Origin of the sequence: Tritonibacter litoralis, from assembly GCF_009496005.1 — a bacterium.
Classification (GTDB): Bacteria; Pseudomonadota; Alphaproteobacteria; order Rhodobacterales; family Rhodobacteraceae; genus Epibacterium; species Epibacterium litoralis.
Map to the genome: position 1 here is coordinate 166,414 of NZ_WIBF01000001.1, position 18,141 is coordinate 184,554.

Genomic DNA, 18,141 nt, shown 5'->3' on the forward strand with positions numbered 1-18,141 from the left:
AGTATGGAGAGGAAATTTTAAGAGGATTGGCTGAAAACTAAGACGAAATCCAAATTCAGGTGGGCTGTGAAACGGCCCAACACCCCGAAGGAGAATGCGTCGTGGCCAATCCACAAAGTCTCACATTCACGGCAGGTCAGTTTACGACCGCTTCCTCAACTCCGGTCGCAAAGGCACAAGCATTGTCAAAGGCCGATCAGAAGAAGCTGCAAAAGCGTTTCAAAGATTTGATGAAATTGGCCAACCGCAAGATTATGGCCGAAGACCTGGATGAAGCAGAGCTTTTGCTGAAAGAAGCGCAAAAAATTGCGCCCGACAATGAAGAGCTTTTGAACAACTACGCAAACCTCCATCTGCACCGGAAACGGTTTGATCTGGCGGTTGTTCCCTTGATGAAGATTCTGGCCAAGAACCCTCAACACTCCATGGCCTATGCCAACCTTGGGGCCATTATGAACAAATGGCAGGATTTCCCAGGCGCGCGAAAATGTTTTGAAAAAGCGTTGAAGTGCGACACCAAAAACTCGGTCGCCGCCATGCGTTTGATGCACAATTCGCTGCAGCTGTCAGCATGGGACAATTGGGATGATTTGGATAGCTACAAAAAGCTGTTCTATGAAAAGATCAGCACCATGGATCCGGGCATTTTCCTGCCCATAGTTGATGATCCTGCGCTGCAAAAAGCAAAGTCGGAAACCTATTTCAACGGCCTAGTGGGAGATGTTCCGCAGAACCGTCCAGCGCCGCGCCAGCGCGGGGAAGGGGACAAAATCCGCCTTGGCTATTTCTCGAGCGATTTTCACAAACACGCGACCATGTGGCTGATGATCCGCATGCTGGAGCTGCATGATCGTGAGCGTTTTGAGATCTTCATCTATGATTACAGCACAACCGCCGATGAAATGACCGAACGCGCCAAGAATGCCGCCGATCACTATCGCGTGGTGCGCAGAATGTCGGACGAAGAAGTTGTGGCCTTGGCGCAAGCTGACGGTATTGACATTGCCATCGACCTCAAAGGCTACACATCCGGTCACCGAACCCCAATTGTGTTCAAAAACCCGGCGCCAGTGAATGTCTCATATATCGGGTATCCGGGGACGATTGGCTCCTCGAAACTGGACTATATCGTCGCGGATGAGGTGATGATTCCGCCGTCCTTGCGCAAATATTACTCGGAAAAGATCATTTATATGCCGGATTGCTATCAGGTGACCAATGATCAGCGGAACGTGGCGACCAAGATCCCAACGCGCGCTGAACTTGGCTTGCCGGAAGATGCATTTGTGTTCTGCTCGTTTAACTCACACTACAAAATCACACCGTTTGAGTATGAAATCTGGATGCGCCTGTTGAAGAAGGTCGACAACAGCGTGATGTGGATCTGGTGTAAGGAAGACCTTGCGCGGGAGAACATGCACAAGGCTGCAGAAGCGCACGGTGTCGCGCCCGAACGGGTGATTTTTGCAGATTCCGTCTCCCAAGAAGATCACCTGGCACGTCTGTCCCAGGCCGATCTGTTCCTGGACACCTTTGCGGTTTGCGCCCACACCACAGCTTCGGATGCGATGTGGATGGGGCTGCCATTGGTGACGCTGGAAGGGAAGCAATTTGCCGCCCGCGTGGCCAGCAGCGTGTTGCAGACCATGGATCTGCCAGAACTGGTGACCACGACCATGGAAGAATATGAGGCGGTGGCGCTGGAGTTTGCGACCAACCCGGACAAGCTTGCCGCGGTGCGCGCCAAGATCAAAACCAACCGTGAGACGTCGCCCATGTTCAAGACCGAGCGGTTTACACGCAACTGGGAACAACAGCTGGAACGTGCCCTGGTGCGGTGTGAAAGCGGTCTGAAACCGGATCATCTGATGCCGTGATGGTCACACGGTGTATTTGAAAAACAAAAACCCGCGCAAATCTCAGCGCGGGTTTTCGGTTTCTATCAGTGTTGGTTCACAGCAGGCGGACTTTGGTGCCGATTTTGACCAGCTCAAACAGCTCTTCCACGTGCTGGTTATAAAGCCCAATACAGCCTGATGAGCTTTGACGCCCGATCTTGCGGGTGTCATGGGTGCCGTGGATCAAATAGGCAGGCCAGGTCAGGTACATGGCGCGGGTGCCCAAGGGGTTGCCCACTTGCCCGCCTTCCATCCGGACGGGCAGGGAGGGATCCCGCTCCCGCATGGAGGCGGTGGGGGTCCAGCTTGGGTTTTCGCGCTTGCGCACCACTTCGGTATAGCCCCGCTTGGTCAGCTCTTCGGTCAAGGGAACCGAGGAGGGGAACAGGCGGTAAGTTTCGCCATCTTCCCCCCAGTAGTGCAGCGCGCGCGAATTGATGTCGGCCAAAAGACAGCCTACGCCCAGCTCCTCAAAGTGATCTTGCCAGTTTTGTTGCGCAAAGGCCGAGATATTGCGGTTCACCGGAATTTGGGTGCGAATGGCCGGTTCGTCCTGCGGGAACGCATCCGTGGATTGGGCGCGCAACAGGGTGGGCGTTGCCAATGTAGCACCCAGGCCCAAAACAGTAGCGCGGCGGGTCAATTTATCTGAGCTCATATCGTTCACTCTGCCTGATCTGTTGATGTCACTGCGGGTGATCTTTGACGCCCATGTAAAATGGAATGTGTGGCGAAAGACAAGCCGGGTTGCGGTCACTTTTGCGTATTCTTTCCCAGCTCTTTTTGGTGGATTTCGCTTATACTGGCCGTAGCAAATTTATTGATCATTGTATTGAGGGGAACCGGATGAGCCAGAAAATCGCCATCGCTGTTATTCATGGAATGGGCAGCCAGGGGGCCAAGCCGCCAAACAGCCATGAAATCGTGTTTTCACATCATTTGTTTCATGGCCTGCGTCAGATCCTGGGGCATGACTTCTTTCACAATGTGATCTGGCGCGAGATCTTCTGGGCCGACGTGCTGCAGGATCGCCAGGCGGCGTTCCAGGACAAGATGTTGAACCAGGAACAGGCACGCTGGCCCGGTTTGCGCGATTTTGCCATGTCGCGCCTGGCCGATGCGGCGGCCTATCGTAGGGGGGCGGGCGACAATGGCAGCTGGACGTATCAAGAGATCCACCAACGGGTGGCCGCCACGATGGCTGAGTTGGAGAGAATGGGTGGCGGCGACACGCCCCTGCTGGTCTTTGCCCATTCTTTGGGCGGGCATATCCTGTCCAATTACATCTATGACCAGCAAAGCGGCAAGCCGGTGGTTCCGGCCGACACCAGCTTTCAGCGGTTTGAAACGCTGACGCATTTTGTGACCTTTGGCTGCAATATGCCGCTCTTTACCTTTAACGAGCCCGAAGACAGAATCCGCCCGATCGACTATCCTGGTGCGCGGGTGTCCATGCGGGGGCGGGCCAATCCGTGGTGGTTCAACTACAACGACCGCGATGATTTTCTGGGCATGCCACTGGCGCCCTCATCGCCGAATTACGCCGCCATGGCCGACAGCGGTGCGTTGCAGGAACGCTGGATCAACACACGTCCGCTGGTGCGTGGCATGACGCCCTTGTCCCATAATCTGTTCTGGAAAGACCGCAATTTCCACAAGCTGTTGGAACCCATGTTAAAGGCAGCAGCCGGAGCCGAGATTGCGCCGGTTCAGCAGAACCCAGCCGTGCAGCTGGTTGCGTAAAACAAAAAAGCCCCGGTGTAAAAACCGGGGCTTTTGATTTGGCTATTATGATTTAGTCCATCGCTTTGAAGTTCAGCGCCGCGCCGTCCTTGATGCCGGAGAACCAGCGGGAGGAGACTTTCTTGGACTTGGTGTAGAATTTGAACGCATCGGGGCCGTATTGGTCCAGATCGCCAAAGCCGGATTTCTTCCAACCGCCAAAGGAATAGTAGGACAGCGGAACCGGGATCGGGAAGTTCACGCCAACCATGCCAACTTCGACGCGGGCCACAAAGTCACGGGCCACATCGCCGTCCGCGGTATAGATCGCAGTGCCGTTGCCATATTGGTTGTCCTGGATCAGCTGAAGCGCGTCTTCATAGTTGTCCTTGCGCACCATGGACAGAACCGGGCCAAAGATCTCTTCTTTGTAGATGTCCATATCCGGGGTCACGTCGTCGAACAGGGTCGGGCCAACAAAATAGCCGTCCTCATACCCTTGGATCGACAGGCCGCGACCGTCGGTCAGGATCTTGGCGCCTTGTTCAACACCAGAGGTGATCAGACCTTCGATCCGATCTTTGGCTTGCGCGGTGATCACCGGGCCAAAGTCCACATCGTCGCCACCGGTGTAAGGTGCAACCTTCAGGCTTTCGATTTTGGGAACCAGCTTGTCGACCAGCTTGTCTGCTGTCTCTTTACCGACCGGGACCGCAACCGAAATCGCCATGCAGCGTTCGCCAGCCGCGCCAAAGCCTGCGCCGATCAGCGCGTCCGCGGCTTTGTCCAGATCCGCGTCGGGCATGATGATCATGTGGTTCTTTGCGCCACCGAAGCACTGCGCGCGCTTGCCGTTGGTTGCTGCGCGACCATAGATGTACTGTGCAATCGGGGTAGAGCCCACAAAGCCCACCGCCTGGATGGTGTCATTGTCGAGGATCGCGTCAACGCATTCCTTGTCACCGTGAACAACCTGAACCACACCTTTGGGCAGGCCCGCTTCATAGAACAGTTCCACCAGACGCATGGAGGTGTTTGGGGTGCGCTCGGAGGGTTTCAGGATGATGGAGTTGCCCGAAGCAACCGCCGGCGCCATTTTCCACAGCGGGATCATCGCAGGGAAGTTGAACGGGGTGATACCCGCGACAACACCCAAAGGCTGGCGCATGGAGTAGAGGTCGATGCCGGTGCCTGCGTCCACGGTGAAATCACCTTTCAGGTGGGACGGAAGGCCCATGCAGACTTCCACAACTTCCAGCCCGCGCTGGATGTCGCCTTTTGCGTCGGGGATTGTTTTGCCGTGTTCCTTGGACAGGATCTCTGCCAATTCGTCCATATGCTCGTTGATCAGAGCACCGTATTTCATGAACACGCGTGCACGACGCTGGGGGTTTACCTTGGCCCATACTTTTTGCGCTTCGGCTGCTTTTTCAACTGCGGCGTCCAGTTCAGCGGGGGTTGCCAATGGCACCTTGGTGATGATCTCACCGGTGGCAGGGTTGCGCGCTTCGGCAAAGCGGCCCGAGGTGCCGGGAACCTTCTCACCGTTGATGTAATGGGTCAGTTCAGTCATGGGAGTCCTCCACATTTAAATCTTGGACGCATCATAGGATTGCAAAAAACGTTGTAACAGAGGAAAAATCTCAAACGGAATTTGCAAAAACGCAATACATTTACCCTTGGTTAACCATGTCACCGATACGGTCTGTTTGCGGTGAAGACCGGTGTTTTCAAGGGTTTCCAGAAGGGAAAAGGCACGATGGAACCACAGTGGGATGATATGAAGGTGTTTCTTGCGGTTGCGCGAGAGGCCAGCCTGTCCGGTGCAGGTCGGGTTTTGAAAATGGACCCTGCGACCGTCGGGCGGCGGGTGTCGCGGTTTGAAAGCGCGCTTGGCACATCCTTGTTTGTGAAATCCCCGCAGGGCTATGCCCTCAGCGCGGCGGGCGATCGCCTTTTGGCCCATGCGGAATCGGCGGAACAGGCGATGCGGGCCGGGCGCGAGGCGCTGAGCGGGCCCAGTGATACCCTGTCTGGCCAGATCCGCATTGGCGCCCCGGATGGCAGTGCAAATTATGTTCTGCCGCAAGTGGTTGCACGGATTTCCGAAGCCAATCCAGACCTGGATATCCAGATTGTTGCACTTCCCCGTGTGATCAACCTGACTCGGCGCGAGGCCGATATGGCCGTCACCGTCAGCGCGCCGACTGCCGGGCAATTGCTGGTGCAAAAGATCTGCGACTATAAACTGCACCTTGTGGCCTCACGCCACTATTTGCGTGAACATGGATCAATCGACAGCCTAGAGGACGTCAAAAACCACAAGGTCATCGGATATATCCCCGATATGATTTTTGACCGCGAGCTGGATTATCTGAGCGAGCTTGGCGTGGAGCGGGTGCATTTGGCGTCAAACTCGGTGGCGGTTCAGATCAAGATGGCCGCCGAAGGCACGGCCCTATGTGTGGCGCATGATTTCACCCTGCCGTCCCACCGTATGCTGCGCAAAATCCTGACCGAACAGCTGAGCCTGACGCGCAGTTTTTATCTGGTACGCCATCAGGGGGATCAACGCAGCGAACGACTAAATCGATTTGCACAAGAGCTGTCCAAGGGAATTCGAGAAGAAATCGAAACCTTAGAGGCCTTGACTTAAACAGGTATTGCGGAAAAGCTTCCTATGGAGGAATAAAATTACGAGTAGGAGGAATAATGCTGGTTCAAGCGATTTTAAAGTCAAAATCAAATTCTTCGGTCTTTACCATTAAGCCGGATGCAAAGGTATCAGAGGCGGCGGAAATCCTGGCAAAAAACCGGATCGGGACCGTGGTTGTATCCGATGATGGCACGACAGCAGACGGGATTTTGTCGGAACGCGATATTGTGCGCGAATTGGCTGTCAGCGGCTCGGGCTGTTTGAACGAACCCGTTCGCGAATATATGACGCAGCGTCTGGTGACCTGTACCCGTCAGGACAACGCCCAAGAGGTTTTGCAGAAAATGACAGAAGGCCGGTTCCGCCACATGCCTGTGGTTGAGGATGGAAAGCTGGTCGGCATTGTCACATTGGGGGATGTGGTCAAGGCGCAGCTGTCTGAACTGGCGATGGAAAAGGATGCGCTGGAGGGGATGATCCGGGGCATGTAATAGCCCGGATCCCTGAACATCAGACGGTTAAAGTGGTGCAAGGGCGTGTTGAAACACTTGCGCCACTTTTGGCAAGAAAACTCTAGATTTACTCTGCAATTCCGGGTGTCGGCCCTTGCACTTTGGCCGCGAAATATGATTGCGTGCACATATGAGAATGCGAGGAGGAGGGCACCATGCGGGTTGCATTATACCCTGGTACCTTTGACCCAATCACCTTGGGTCATATTGATATTATTCGCCGTGCCAGTGCTATGGTGGACAAGCTGGTTATCGGAGTTGCGATCAATCGCGATAAAGGGCCTCTGTTCAGCCTCGAAGAGCGTGTTGCCATGATCGAGGCGGAATGTGCCGTTTTGAGCGAGCAGACCGGAACCGAGATTGTGGCGCATCCGTTTGAAAATCTCCTGATCGACTGCGCCCGTGACGTTGGCGCTCAGCTTATCGTCCGGGGACTGCGCGCTGTTGCGGACTTTGAATATGAGTTTCAGATGGTTGGCATGAACCGCGCGCTCGACAGTTCAATTGAGACCGTGTTTTTGATGGCAGAAGCCAAACATCAGGCCATCGCCTCCAAACTGGTCAAGGAAATTGCACGTCTTGGCGGTGATGTCTCAAATTTTGTCACTCCTCTCGTTCGGGAAAAACTAACCGAACGTCTGCAGGACTGACCGCTCGATTTCCCTCTTTTATGGAGCGGCCCGTGGCGGCCGTTCCTGTTTGTTGGCAGGCGACCGCATAGCGTGCGGTTCCGTTGCTTTGTTCGAATTTCTTGGCCACAGATTTTTTGCGCTTGGTATTTGGCGCGCTTGTTTTCGGGTGTGGTCGGTTGGCCGAACCTTAGAAACCACATGAAATGCCTTACATCGGCTCTCATTTCGCCATTTTGTTCACCAAAGACTTAAGAATAAGACTCCGGGTTGCCGTTGCATCGCTTCCGGTCGCTGTCTTTTGCCGCTGAAGCCCAAGTCGCGGAGATAGCGGGCAACATGGTTGCGCAGAATAACTGTAAAGAGGTCGGGCCCGATGGCCAATATTGATATTGTTCGAGTTGACGGAACGCCGCGCGAAACAGATTTCGCTTTGCGCGCGAACACGTCCTCACGCGGGGTTGACCTTGAAGGGGCCGAGATCACGGTCACATATACCGATGGCACCACCGAGACCCTGACCTGGGAAGCCTTTGATCCTTTTACAAATGGCGGAGCCAACGGTGATAACATCACACTGAAATATGGTTTCGACTGGCATGAGTTAACAGCCACAAAACCACTTGCCTCTATTAGCATTGATCTTTCGAACGCGAACTCGGTCTTTGACACTACAACGCCCTTTGGCAACGACCCAAGTGAGCCGTCAACGCCTGGATCATTAAACGGGTTCCCGTTCCAGCTGCATCCTGATGACGCGGGCATCGGCGGTGATATAACGGCCCGCTATACTGACATTGTAAACTTGGCCGGAAGTGCACCGGTCGGCGATCTTTATACAACGTTGACCATCGATTTCACCGGGCTGCCGGGCGGCGGTTTTGAGGGGCAGCTTGAATGGAATTCGGATATCGACACGTTGACCGGCCCGTTCAAGGAAGTGCTGGACGCAACTGATGATGTGGTGACCATCTCGGGTGACGGATCCGAGCAGTTGAACCTTCTGGACAATGACCAACATGGCGCCGGCACGGATCTGACCATCACGCAAATCAACGGTGAAGACATCGCAGTGGGCGGCAGTGTCGAATTACCAAGCGGTGAAGTTGTAACGCTGAACGCAAACGGTACGGTGTCGATCACCAACAGCAGCCCAGTGGATGAGACCAACACCTTTACCTACACCGTCATTGATGGTCAGGGGCAAACCGACAACGGCAACGTCATCGTCAAAACGCAGATCAATGTGCCCCCGTGTTTTGTTGCGGGAACACGCATCCGCACCTCAACAGGAGATGTGGCGGTCGAGGATCTTGAAGTTGGTATGTTGGTGATGACGCGCGATCATGGCCCCCAACCTTTGCGTTGGATCGGCCAGTGCCGCCGGAGGGCTGATGACAGGAATGCGCCGGTTGTCTTTGCCGCCAATGCGCTTGGCGAGCACGGACCAATTTCCGTTTCTCCAAATCACCGGGTGCTGCTGACCTCTGAACTGGCGGAGCTTTTGTTTGGCCAATGTGAGGTTCTGGTAAAAGCAAAACACCTTGTGAATGACCAAACCATCCGAGTGGATGCCCATGGCGGGGTGATCACCTATGTTCATTTGCTGTTTGACCAGCATGAAATTGTGACCAGCGATGGATTTGAGAGTGAAAGCTATCATCCTGGACCGCAGAGCTTAGGTTCCTTTGACGCTGAAACCCGCGCAGAAGTCCTGGAGCTGATGGCCGAGATGGGCAGTTTTGGCCCAACCGCGCGGCTGGAACTGAAACCCCATGAAAGCCAGCTGTTGAGCTGAGCTTATTTCAAATCACTAACGCTTAGGCGTTTTGTTGACTTCGTTGACGCAGTTGCGCTTGTGCGATTGGGTAGATCTGGACCCATGGCGCTTATCGCCAGAACGCCATCCAATCCGTCAGCTCAAAGATCTTCTTTCCCAAAAAGATCAGGTGCACGTCGCCAAACAGTATGACGTCCGTGACCAGTGCGATCAGGATAATACTTCCCAGCCAAACGGCGATTTTATGGGTCATGAAGGTTCGGCCAATAAAAGTAAAACGCCCGGTCAGATATGCCTGACCGGGCGCAAAGTCTCAAGCTTTTCAAAGGGCCGAGCAGGGACCGTTGCTGTTTAGCCCAGGTTGCCCATGGCCACGGCCACATCCGCCATCCGGCAGGAGAAGCCCCACTCATTGTCGTACCAGGCCAGAACACGCACGGTGCGGCCACCGACGACACGGGTCTGGTCCGGCGCAAAGATTGAGCTTTCGGGGCTGTGGTTGAAGTCAACCGAGACCAGCGGCGCAGGTTCATACCCCAGAACACCTTTCATCTGACCTTTGGCCGCGTCTTCCATGATCGAGTTGATCTGATCCGCGGTTACATCCTGGCCCGCTTGGAACGTCAGGTCCACCGCAGAGACATTTGGCGTCGGTACGCGAATGGCGGAACCGTCCAGTTTGCCTTTCATGGCCGGCAGAACTTCACCCAGCGCCTTGGCCGCACCGGTCGAGGTCGGGATCATCGCCATGGCAGCGGCGCGAGCCCGATACAGGTCCTTGTGACGGCGGTCCAGGGTTGGCTGGTCGCCGGTATAAGAGTGGATGGTGGTCATGATACCGGATTCGATACCCACGGTCTGATCCAGAACCTTGGCGAGCGGTGCAAGGCAGTTGGTGGTGCAAGACCCGTTGGAGATCATCACGTCACTGGCGGTCATTTCCTGATCATTCACGCCAAAGACCACGGTGCGGTCGACGTTTTTGCCCGGCGCAGACAGCAGCACACGTTTGGCGCCACGCTCCAGGTGTTTGTTGGCCTTCTGACCATCGTTGAATTGGCCGGTACATTCGAGAACCACATCACAGCCCTCCCAGTCCAGCTCGTCCATGTCGTAAGTCGAATACATCTGCATGTCACCACGACCAAGGTTCATGGTGTTTTCGCCCAGTGTAACTTCACCGGGGAAACGGCCATGAATGCTGTCGTATTTAATCAGATGCGCCGCGGTCTCAAGCGGTCCGGTTGCATTGACTTTGATCACTTCGATGTCGTCGCGACCCGAGCCCGCGATATGGGCCAGGGTACAGCGGCCGATGCGGCCAAATCCGTTAATACCAACTTTAATGGTCATGTGCATCTCTCCAGGCGAGCGTCTCTTGGCGCAGCGTATAGCGGGGTCTATTAATTTCCTAAAGGAAAAAAGTGTATAAGAGCCAGTCTGTTAGCGCAAAACATGACCGGTGGCGTTAACGAAATGCTGCGGTTGCGATAACATCAAGCAAGCGGCCATTGGCGGTTGCGCTAACGCTTGTTTGAGCCCGGAATTTCGGTAGTCTGCGCCAGACTCACCTGCCTCAGGGACAAAGGAATTTTGGTATGAGCGGCTTGTTGGCCTTGTTGGATGATGTGGCAGCGATTGCCAAGGTTGCGGCAGCCTCTGTCGACGATATTGCCACTCAGACGGTAAAGGCAGGCTCCAAAGCGGCTGGCATCGTGATCGATGACGCCGCCGTGACCCCAAAATATGTCACAGGCTTTGCCCCGGCGCGCGAGCTGCCGATGATCTGGCGGATTGCACGGGGGTCGCTGATCAACAAACTGCTGTTCCTGTTGCCGGTCGCGTTGTTAATGTCTCAATTTGCCCCCTGGCTGGTGCCGCCCTTGCTGATCCTGGGGGGCTGTTACCTGTGTTTTGAGGGGGCAGAAAAGATTGTACATGTCTTGATGCCACACGATGCGCACAGCGGTGGCCCAGACGGCAGCCATGATGTGCAGGACCCCGCCCATCTGGAAGAACAAAAGGTCAAAGGTGCGATCAAGACCGATTTCATCCTTTCGGCCGAGATCATGACCATCGCGCTGTCGACCATCGAAAGCGATGTTCTGTGGCTGCAGGCTGCGACCCTCGCTGTGGTGGGGGTTGTGATCACCTTTGCGGTTTATGGTGTTGTTGCGATCATTGTCAAAATGGATGACGTCGGCCTATGGCTTGCACGTGTCAGCGCCCTGGCGCCGGTGCGGGCCTTGGGGCGGGGAATTGTGTTTATCATGCCATGGTTTCTGAAGTTTCTGACCGTGGTCGGCACCGCCGCCATGCTGTGGGTTGGGGGATCCATTATTGTGCATTCCGCGCATCAGATGGGCTGGCATTTCCCCGAAGAGACCATTCATCACATGGCGCATGGGATTGGACATGGTGATGCAGCAGTCGAGTGGATTGTGAAGGCGGTTCTGGACGGGATCCTGGGCATCCTGATTGGCCTGGCGCTGATCCCAGTGGCAACCAAAGTGATCCAGCCCCTGGTCTCGGGCAAAGCGGACGCGCATTAAGCGGCAACCACTGCGTCTGTGGCGACCGCAGATTTTAAGTATTTGAGAAAAGATGAAAGCCTGGGCCCGCGCGGGCCTCGGCGACGTTGAATGTGCCGCGATGCGTGTTTCATCTTTTTAAAAATACTTACAGCACAACCGAAGCCACAGCCAATACGCCGGTTGTCCAGGCGCTCCACCTGCAAATGGCGCGCCAGTAAATCCGGACTGAAGGAAACGTGATTGGCCGCGTGATGAAGAAAGAAGGATTTTAGAGGGGTCTGTCACAGACGGCACTGGGGTCTTTGCGCGAATGGATTTTGGTGAGCCGGGCAGGCCGCGCAGTGTCCGCTCGGTGCGCGCGACGTTTCTTTTTGGCGCATGAAAGGTTGGTCTCATGACCGGAAAACTTCGCACCCGCCCCCGTATCGCCCTTGTTGCTGCCTGTGTGGCATTTTCACTGACTTCAGGCCAAGTTGCGGCCCAGTCCAAAGCTTCGGCATTGCCGGATTATGTGGTGGCCGAATTCGGCACCCCGCCCGCGATCCCGTCGGGCGCATTGCCGAAAGACCTGAAAAAAGCCGTGCAGATGGCTTTGGTTGACAGTGTTCAGAACTCTTTTTGGGGGCCGGAACAGATTGATGCGCTGATCACCATCGCCCAATCCAAAGACCCGCGTGTGGTCTGGATCATCGCCGATCTTATGCGGTTCACCGCCAATCCAGAGCTGTCGGCCGTGCTGGCGGAGACATCGGCCAATTTGCTGCAGATCGACACGCCGCAGCGCAACCATTGGGGTGTGATCACTGATCATCTGATTGCTTGGGATATTCCGGAACCGCCGGGTTATCTGAAGGCTAAACGTGCCATCTTTACCTCGGTTGTGCCGGGTTGGGACAAGATCTTTGTCAAAGGCGAGATTGATTGGCGTCATGTGTCCTGGGGGGGGGTGCTGATCGACGATCGCGCCTATGACACCACAGATGAACGCTGCAATTGCATCCCGGCGGCTGACAATCCCGAAGTGGAAACCGCAGAAGAGGCAACCTGGCTCAAAGACAGCGATGTGGTCTTTGGCATCGAAGTGAACGGCGAGGCGCGCGCCTATCCCCGGCGGATCATGGAAGTGCGCGAAATGGTGAACGACACCCTTGGGGGGCGGGATCTGGGCATTCCGTATTGTACACTCTGTGGCGCAGCCCAGGCCTATTTCACCGATGATCTGCCCGGCGGTGTCAAACGTCCGATCCTGCGGACCTCGGGGCTTTTGATCCGGTCTAACAAGGTGATGTATGATGTGAACACCTATTCCGTATTTGACACCTTCCTGGGCACGGCCGTCACCGGCCCGTTGGAGCGTAAAGGCATTGCCTTGAAACAGGCCGGTGTTGTGACCACCACCTGGGGAGACTGGAAGGCTGCCTATCCAGACACCACGGTTCTGGTTGAGGCGCTGGCGCTGGGTCGGGATTTTGACTTCCGCAATGGGCGCGACGCAGACGGGCCGATTTTCCCGGTGGGCGACGTGGATCCACGCTTGCCCGTGCATGAGGATGTGATCGGCATTGTTGCAGCCTCTGGCCAGCCGATTGCCTTTCAACGCTCAAAAGCCATCGCGGCGCTGCAACGCGGCCAAGAGATTGCGTTCGAAAACATCCGTCTGACGCTGGATGGCGGCGGGGTCAAAGCCGTGACGGCGGACGGCAGAGATCTGGGCAGCCACCAGGCCTTTTGGTTTGCGTGGTCTCAGTTCTACCCGCAGACCGAGCTGTGGCAGGGATAACTTAATGATCCTGAAGAGCGCCTTGTGAAAAAGGCGCTCTTTCACCATTACAGTCAGGCGTCGCGACTAGATCGCCCGCAGCATCAATTCGAACAAGAGCATGCCTGCGATCGACATGGTCACCGCACTTGCGATCATCGGGCTGGAGGCGTTTTCCAGCGCTTCGGGGACCAGTTCGGACAGGGTCATCCAGATCATTGCGCCCGCCGCAAGGCCCAGTCCAACCGGCAGAAATGGTTCAAAGACGGTCACAAACATAAAGGCGGGCACGGCCAACAGGGGTTGTGGCAGGCTGGAAAAAACGCTCCACCCCATGGCCTGCCAGACTTTGGCTCCGCGTGGCACCAGAACCAGCGCAATGGCCAGACCTTCGGGGATATTATGCACCGCAATGGCCGCTGTGATGAACTCGCCCAGATTGCCTTCGCCCGCATAGGCCACACCAACGCCAACCCCCTCTGCGGCAGAGTGTAGGGTCATGATACCGACGATCATCAACATTTTGACGGCATTGGCGCCTTTGATGGCACCGATGTGGAATTCCTCGTTGTGCGAGATGACCTTGTGGCTGAGGGCAATGAACAGGAAGCCGCCCACCAGACCCAAAATGGTCAGCGTGGCGCTTAGGTTGATGCCTTCCTGCAAAAGGCTGAAACTTGCAGCCAGCATCAGCCCAGCGGCGATCCCATTGCAAATGGACACGGCCTTGGGCGACATGGAGCGCCAGATGGCAAAGGGCAGGGGACCCAGGCCGGTGGCCAGGGCCGTGATCAGGGCCGCCAGGAAGACTAAGGTAACGGAGTCCATGGTTGAACTTTCTATGCGGGGGCTGGACAAACGCCGGAGGTGCTGGATTGCCCAATCTTTGGAAGTTAGAATAATTCTAAATTAGAATCTTTCTAATGAAATGCAATCCAAAACCTTCCTATGCCTCATCGGAATTTCACGCAGAGAAAAGAAATCAGCCGACCTCACAGGGCAACAAAACGGCCAGCCTGTGTAACAAGACCAAAAATAGCCGCTCCTGTGAGCGGCTATTCGGGACCCTCGCTTAAAACGGAAGCCTAGGTTCTACTCTGCTTCGTCGGCTGAGTTTGCGTTCAACGCGCCATAGTTTTCTGCACCGATCGAGTCATGCAGTTCAATCTGGGTTTCCAGGAAATCGATGTGACCCTGTTCATCTATGATCAGCTCCTCAAACAGATGCATTGATGCATAGTCACCCACATCCGCACAGTATTTGCGGGCTTCGGTATAAAGCGCGACCGCTTCCATCTCTGCGTCCAGATCACAGGTCAGGGTTTCACGAACGTTTTCGCCAATCCGCAAGGGGTCCAGTGTTTGCAGGTTGGGATGACCTTCAAGGAAGATAATGCGGTCGATCAGCTTGTCGGCGTGCTCCATCTCTTCGATGGATTCTTCGCGCATCTTCTTTGCAAGCTTACCGTAACCCCAATCAGCCTGCAGTCGATAGTGCAGCCAGAATTGGCTGACGGCTGTTAGCTCAACGCGCAGTGCTTTGTTGAGATATTCGATGACTTTTTTGTCGCCTTTCATGGTGGCCGTTCCCTTGTGATCCAGCTTCCTTCATGCCGCGCAAAATGGCGGGCACTTCCAGCTTGTCACTTTTGCGCATGGTTGACACGAATAATTTCATGCAACCACCGCATTCCGGTTTCTTGCCAAGCGCCCGGTAGACCTTCCCAGGGGTAATGATCGTCTCTGGGTCTGATGAACGCATCCAGTTGATAGCAAAGTGGATGTCGGTGTCTGATATGGTCTGACAGCTACAAACGATCATTGGGGCCTCGGTCAAAGTTTCTTTGTATATTGCGTTATTCCTCGCCTCCCGCAATTCCGAGTAAATCAATAAGGAAGAAATTCCATGTGTTTTTGTCGGGTTTAATTTGGAAGTATTCCAAAGGTGATGATTTTAGTCAGTAAAACAGTGCATTATGCAATAGTTCTGACAATATGTCGCACCTTCGCTTCGCGACGAAATCCGATGCAAAGCCCGGACTTTATGGAAAATCATTCTAGTGGACGTGGCTGTGCCAGAATGGGAATCGGGCGCCAACACGGCAGTTTTGACGTTGAGGGGTTTTCTCCTACGAGGTGAACCGCTCTTTTTGTATGGAAAGTGCCGCCAGAGCGGTGATCGATCTGGGATCGCGCCAAATCGTTTCGGTTACGTCTTCGTTAAATGTGTTCTCGACCTGTTTGCGGGTAACTTCTTTAACACGTTCGATTTCGCGTTCGATCTCTGTGATTACTTCCTCACAGGCTTGGATCATTCTGATCACCCAAGGCCTGTCCGGAGACCATGGCAGTGAGAAGCTAAAAAGCCTAAATCTTAAAAATGACATTAAAAAAAGAGGAGCCCAAAGAGCCCCTCTTCTCATTTTCATGATGAACTGTTGATTAGGCCAGCAGCTCTTTTGCTTTGGCAACTGTTGCATCGGCGGTGATGCCGAATTTTTCAAACAGTTCCGCCGCCGGAGCAGAGGCGCCAAAGCCGGTCATGCCAACAAATGCGGCTTTCTTCTCTTGGCCGCGTTCGCCCATCAACAGGCGATCCCAACCGCCGTCGCGTACAGCCGCTTCGATACCGACGCGGACCGGGCCTGCGGGCAGAACCTTGCGGCGATAGGCTTCGTCCTGCTCCAGGAACAATTCCATACAGGGCATGGACACCACGCGGGTGCCGATGCCTTCGGCCTCGAGCTTTGCTTTGGCGTCCATCGCCAGCGAAACCTCGGAACCCGTCGCGACCAGGATGACCTGACGCTTGTTTTCGGCATCGGCCAGAACATAGCCACCCTGGGCGGTCAGGTTGTTCATCTTATGCTCGGTGCGCAGGGTGGGCAGACCCTGACGGGTCAGCGCCATCACAGAGGGGGTTTCCTTGGACGACAGCGCGATTTCCCAGGCTTCCGCCGTCTCTACCGCGTCCGCAGGGCGGAAGGTATAAGAGTTCGGGGTCGCGCGGCAGATTGCCAGATGTTCAACCGGCTGGTGGGTCGGGCCATCTTCACCAACGCCGATGGAATCGTGGGTCATCACAAAGACTGTGGGAATTTTCGACAGGGCTGCCAGACGCATCGCCGGGCGCGCATAGTCGGTAAAGCAGAAGAAGGTGCCGCCATAAGGGCGCAGGCCACCGTGCAGTGCCATGCCGTTCATCGCCGACGCCATACCGTGTTCACGGATGCCCCAATAGACATAACGCCCCTTGCGGTTGTCGGTGTCGAACATGCCAAGATCATCCGTCTTGGTGTTGTTGGACCCGGTGAGGTCGGCAGAGCCCCCCACGGTTTCCGGCAGCACCGGGTTGATCGCAGCCAAGGCCATTTCAGACGCTTTGCGGGTCGCAACCTTGGGCTGGTCTTCAGACACTTGTTTCTTCAGCGCACGCACCGCAGCGGCCAGCTTCTTGGGCGCTTCCAGCGCATAGGCGCGGTTGAAACGATCCTGTTTCTGGCTGGAGATTTCCGCAAAACGCGCTTCCCAGGCGGCGCGCTCTTCTGCGCCGCGTTGGCCGATGGCTTCCCATGCGGTTTTCACGTCAGCGGGAACCTCAAAGGCTTCCAGCGGGCAGCCATAGGCCTCTTTGGCGGCGATCAACTGTTCCGCATCGGTCAGTGCGCCGTGACCCTTGGAGGTGTCCTGTGCCGCGTGACCCAGTGCGATGTGGGTTTTGCAGGCGATCATGGACGGTTTCTTGGTCTTTTTGGCGGCCTCAATTGCGGCATCGATCGCAACCGGATCATGGCCGTCAATTTCCTGCACGTGCCAACCGGACGCTTTGAAGCGCTGCACTTGGTTGGTGCGATCAGACAATTCAACGGTGCCGTCGATGGTGATGTTGTTGTCATCCCACAGCACGATCAGCTTGCCCAGCTGGTGCCGACCGGCTATGCCGATGGCTTCCTGGCTGACGCCTTCCATCAGGCAGCCGTCGCCTGCGATCACATAGGTGTAGTGATCCACAATCTTTTTGCCGTATTGGGCGCGCTGCATTTCTTCGGCCATGGCAAAACCAACCGAGTTTGCAATGCCCTGACCCAGAGGGCCGGTGGTGACTTCAACTGCGTCCAGCAGGAAGTTTTCCGGGTGGCCGGCGGTCAGCTGACCCATCTGGCGGAAGTTTTTGATCTGGTCCAGCGTGACCTGTTCGTCACCCAGAAGATAGAGCAGGGAATAGATCAGCATCGAGCCGTGACCGGCAGACAGGATAAACCGGTCGCGGTCCGGCCATTTCGGCGCGGTCACATCGAACTTGAGGTGTTTTTCAAAAAGAACGGTCGCCACATCGGCCATGCCGATTGGCATGCCAGAGTGGCCGGAGTTGGCGGCAGCAACCGCATCAAGGGTCAGACCCCGGATTGCGGCGGCTTTGGACCAATGCTCGGGGTTTGCGGAGCGCAGGGCTGTCAGATCCACTGGAGTTTTCCTTTGGCTTATCAGGCGGACTAGAAGGTCAATAGCAGCCATTTGACAAAGTTCAAGCGGGGTTATGGGCCCAAAACAGCCTTTGTTTGCGGCAGAACCCGCAATTGCTTGAAAGGACAGGGCTGCTGTTCTACACAAATTCAGGGCCCGTCCGTTAGCGCGGCATAGTAATGATGTT

At 55.4% G+C, this 18,141-nt stretch carries 16 protein-coding genes; 8 read left to right on the forward strand and 8 right to left on the reverse strand.

From position 1 onward, the window contains the following. Window positions 1–101: 101 nt before the first annotated feature. Entirely contained in the window at window positions 102–1,877 is a 1,776-nt protein-coding gene (locus GFB49_RS00840; protein WP_194269237.1) for an O-linked N-acetylglucosamine transferase family protein, read from the forward strand. A gap of 76 nt (window positions 1,878–1,953) precedes the next feature. Here GFB49_RS00840 and GFB49_RS00845 read toward each other — a convergent pair whose 3' ends face one another. Further along, the gene (locus tag GFB49_RS00845) at window positions 1,954–2,556 is read right to left on the reverse strand and encodes a L,D-transpeptidase (RefSeq protein ID WP_153213913.1); all 603 of its coding nucleotides are present in this window, start codon (window positions 2,554–2,556) and stop codon (window positions 1,954–1,956) included. 188 nt (window positions 2,557–2,744) lie between these two features. On the opposite strand from GFB49_RS00845, the gene GFB49_RS00850 reads away from it, so the two are divergent. After that, a complete protein-coding gene (locus GFB49_RS00850; RefSeq protein WP_153213914.1) occupies window positions 2,745–3,641 on the forward strand; it encodes a hypothetical protein in 897 nt (298 codons plus the stop codon). A 52-nt stretch (window positions 3,642–3,693) separates the two neighbouring features. Here the strand turns inward: GFB49_RS00850 and GFB49_RS00855 are convergent, their stop codons facing one another. Then, entirely contained in the window at window positions 3,694–5,193 is a 1,500-nt protein-coding gene (locus tag GFB49_RS00855) for a CoA-acylating methylmalonate-semialdehyde dehydrogenase (RefSeq protein WP_153213915.1), read from the reverse strand. A gap of 186 nt (window positions 5,194–5,379) precedes the next feature. On the opposite strand from GFB49_RS00855, the gene GFB49_RS00860 reads away from it, so the two are divergent. From GFB49_RS00860 to GFB49_RS00875, 4 genes are all read left to right on the forward strand, one after another. Next, window positions 5,380–6,276, forward strand: coding sequence for a LysR family transcriptional regulator (locus GFB49_RS00860; protein ID WP_153213916.1), 897 nt, complete (start codon window positions 5,380–5,382; stop codon window positions 6,274–6,276). A 56-nt stretch (window positions 6,277–6,332) separates the two neighbouring features. Then, window positions 6,333–6,767, forward strand: coding sequence for a CBS domain-containing protein (locus tag GFB49_RS00865; RefSeq protein ID WP_153213917.1), 435 nt, complete (start codon window positions 6,333–6,335; stop codon window positions 6,765–6,767). A 176-nt stretch (window positions 6,768–6,943) separates the two neighbouring features. Beyond that, on the forward strand, window positions 6,944–7,438 hold the full coding sequence (gene coaD, locus GFB49_RS00870) for a pantetheine-phosphate adenylyltransferase (RefSeq protein WP_153213918.1): 495 nt from the start codon (window positions 6,944–6,946) through the stop codon (window positions 7,436–7,438). Between the two features lie 355 nt (window positions 7,439–7,793). After that, complete coding sequence (locus GFB49_RS00875) at window positions 7,794–9,215, forward strand: Hint domain-containing protein (protein WP_153213919.1); 1,422 nt, start codon at window positions 7,794–7,796, stop codon at window positions 9,213–9,215. A 91-nt stretch (window positions 9,216–9,306) separates the two neighbouring features. Here GFB49_RS00875 and GFB49_RS20965 read toward each other — a convergent pair whose 3' ends face one another. Next, a complete protein-coding gene (locus GFB49_RS20965) occupies window positions 9,307–9,450 on the reverse strand; it encodes a hypothetical protein (RefSeq protein ID WP_194269238.1) in 144 nt (47 codons plus the stop codon). Window positions 9,451–9,548: 98 nt separating this feature from the next. Next, complete coding sequence (gene gap / locus GFB49_RS00880) at window positions 9,549–10,550, reverse strand: type I glyceraldehyde-3-phosphate dehydrogenase (RefSeq protein WP_153213920.1); 1,002 nt, start codon at window positions 10,548–10,550, stop codon at window positions 9,549–9,551. 245 nt (window positions 10,551–10,795) lie between these two features. Between gap and GFB49_RS00885 the strand changes: the two genes are divergently transcribed. Continuing rightward, the gene (locus tag GFB49_RS00885; RefSeq protein WP_153213921.1) at window positions 10,796–11,749 is read left to right on the forward strand and encodes a DUF808 domain-containing protein; all 954 of its coding nucleotides are present in this window, start codon (window positions 10,796–10,798) and stop codon (window positions 11,747–11,749) included. Window positions 11,750–12,125: 376 nt separating this feature from the next. Beyond that, window positions 12,126–13,511 carry a DUF3179 domain-containing (seleno)protein gene (locus GFB49_RS00890; RefSeq protein WP_153213922.1) on the forward strand — a complete coding sequence of 462 codons (1,386 nt, stop codon included), beginning with the start codon at window positions 12,126–12,128 and terminating at the stop codon, window positions 13,509–13,511. 66 nt (window positions 13,512–13,577) lie between these two features. On the opposite strand, the gene GFB49_RS00895 is transcribed toward GFB49_RS00890, so the two are convergent. The 4 genes from GFB49_RS00895 to tkt all read right to left on the reverse strand — a co-directional run bounded on the left by GFB49_RS00895 (window position 13,578) and on the right by tkt (window position 17,954). Next, window positions 13,578–14,318, reverse strand: a complete 741-nt coding sequence (locus tag GFB49_RS00895) for a ZIP family metal transporter (RefSeq protein WP_153213923.1) — start codon at window positions 14,316–14,318, stop codon at window positions 13,578–13,580. Between the two features lie 264 nt (window positions 14,319–14,582). Then, complete coding sequence (gene bfr, locus GFB49_RS00900; protein WP_153213924.1) at window positions 14,583–15,068, reverse strand: bacterioferritin; 486 nt, start codon at window positions 15,066–15,068, stop codon at window positions 14,583–14,585. Window positions 15,069–15,619: 551 nt separating this feature from the next. Further along, the gene (locus tag GFB49_RS00905; RefSeq protein ID WP_153213925.1) at window positions 15,620–15,805 is read right to left on the reverse strand and encodes a hypothetical protein; all 186 of its coding nucleotides are present in this window, start codon (window positions 15,803–15,805) and stop codon (window positions 15,620–15,622) included. Between the two features lie 127 nt (window positions 15,806–15,932). Further along, window positions 15,933–17,954, reverse strand: coding sequence for a transketolase (tkt, locus tag GFB49_RS00910; protein WP_343032428.1), 2,022 nt, complete (start codon window positions 17,952–17,954; stop codon window positions 15,933–15,935). Between the last annotated feature and the right edge of the window lie 187 nt (window positions 17,955–18,141).